The 1,189-nt window shown below is 74.1% G+C and carries 1 protein-coding gene; it reads right to left on the reverse strand.

Annotated elements, in window-relative coordinates; all coding sequences use genetic code 11:
• Nucleotides 1–1,189 (reverse strand): molybdopterin cofactor-binding domain-containing protein (locus LXM94_RS25045; RefSeq protein ID WP_235774503.1); only part of this gene is annotated, 1,189 nt, incomplete at both ends.

Genomic DNA, 1,189 nt, shown 5'->3' on the forward strand with positions numbered 1-1,189 from the left:
GGTGCGCACGGGGCTCGACGCGTCCAGCGTGACGGCGATCGCCTGGTCCGGAAAGTCGTAGATCGCCGCTGCATTGCGCGACGCCCCGCCGCCGGCCATGTCCGGGAGGTCGGCCACCGCGGTCGGGCAGCGCGCCGGATCGAGCGCCTCCGCCGAGGTCAGGTTGGCATGGCCGCCGAAGCCGGGGCGCTGCGCATGCGGCTGGCTGACGATCTCGGCGGTCCAGCGCGACACCCGCCCCTCGCCGTCGAGCGCCGCCGCAATTTCCGTCGCCATCGCCGCACCGACCGGTGCCCGGCTCAACTCGTCCTGCCGGGACCATTGCACGCGGACGACGCGGCCGGGAAAGGCCTCGGCGAGGATCGCCGCGTCGAGTGCTGCGTCGTCGGCGCCGTTGTGGCCATAGCAGCCGGCACCATGGGCGTGGATCAGCCGCACGGCGGCGCGCTCCAGCCCGAGCACCGAAGCGATCACGTCGCGGAGCGCGAAGATGCCCTGCGAATGGCTCCAGACCGTCAGCCTGCCGCCGACGAAACGGGCGAGCGCACAGCTCGGCCCGATGGAGGCGTGCAGGATCGACGGGCGGGAATAACGGCTGCGGATCGCCGGGGTGCCGGGCACCTGCGCCGCATCGCCGCCGACCCGCCATTCCCGCCGTCCGCCCGCCTCGGCCGGCCGCCAGCGTCCGTCCCCGTCGCCCCACGCGACGAAACGGTCCGCCTCCGCGTGGGCGGCATGAACGGCATGTTCGTCCGCCGACAGCAGCGCTAAGAAATCGGCCTTGCGCCACACCCGCACCGTCGGATGGCGGCGGGCGAGCCAGTCCTCGTCGACCGACAGCAGCCGGGCAAGCCGCACCGGCTGGCGCAGCACGCGGGCATGCAGCATGTCCGGCAGTGCCATGTCGTGGATGAAGCCGCCGCCCGTGCGTTTGCCGGCGAGATCGATGCGGCCCGTGCTGTCGCCGTCGCGCTCCGCCGCCGGATTGCGCACGGCCGACATATCGAAGGGGGCGCTCCAGTCGACGGCGGGCGCCAGCTGCCAGAGGTCGAGCCCCGTTGGAGCACCGTCCCGGCAGACCAGACCGTCGGCGAGGGAGAGAGTTTCCGCCTGGCAGCCAAGCCGCTCCGCCGCGGCCCGGAGCAGCAGGCGGCGCGCCGTGGCGGACGCGACGCGCAGCGCCGCCCCC

This window comes from Rhizobium alarense (genome assembly GCF_021555155.1).
In the GTDB taxonomy this organism is placed as follows: domain Bacteria; phylum Pseudomonadota; class Alphaproteobacteria; order Rhizobiales; family Rhizobiaceae; genus Rhizobium_D; species Rhizobium_D alarense.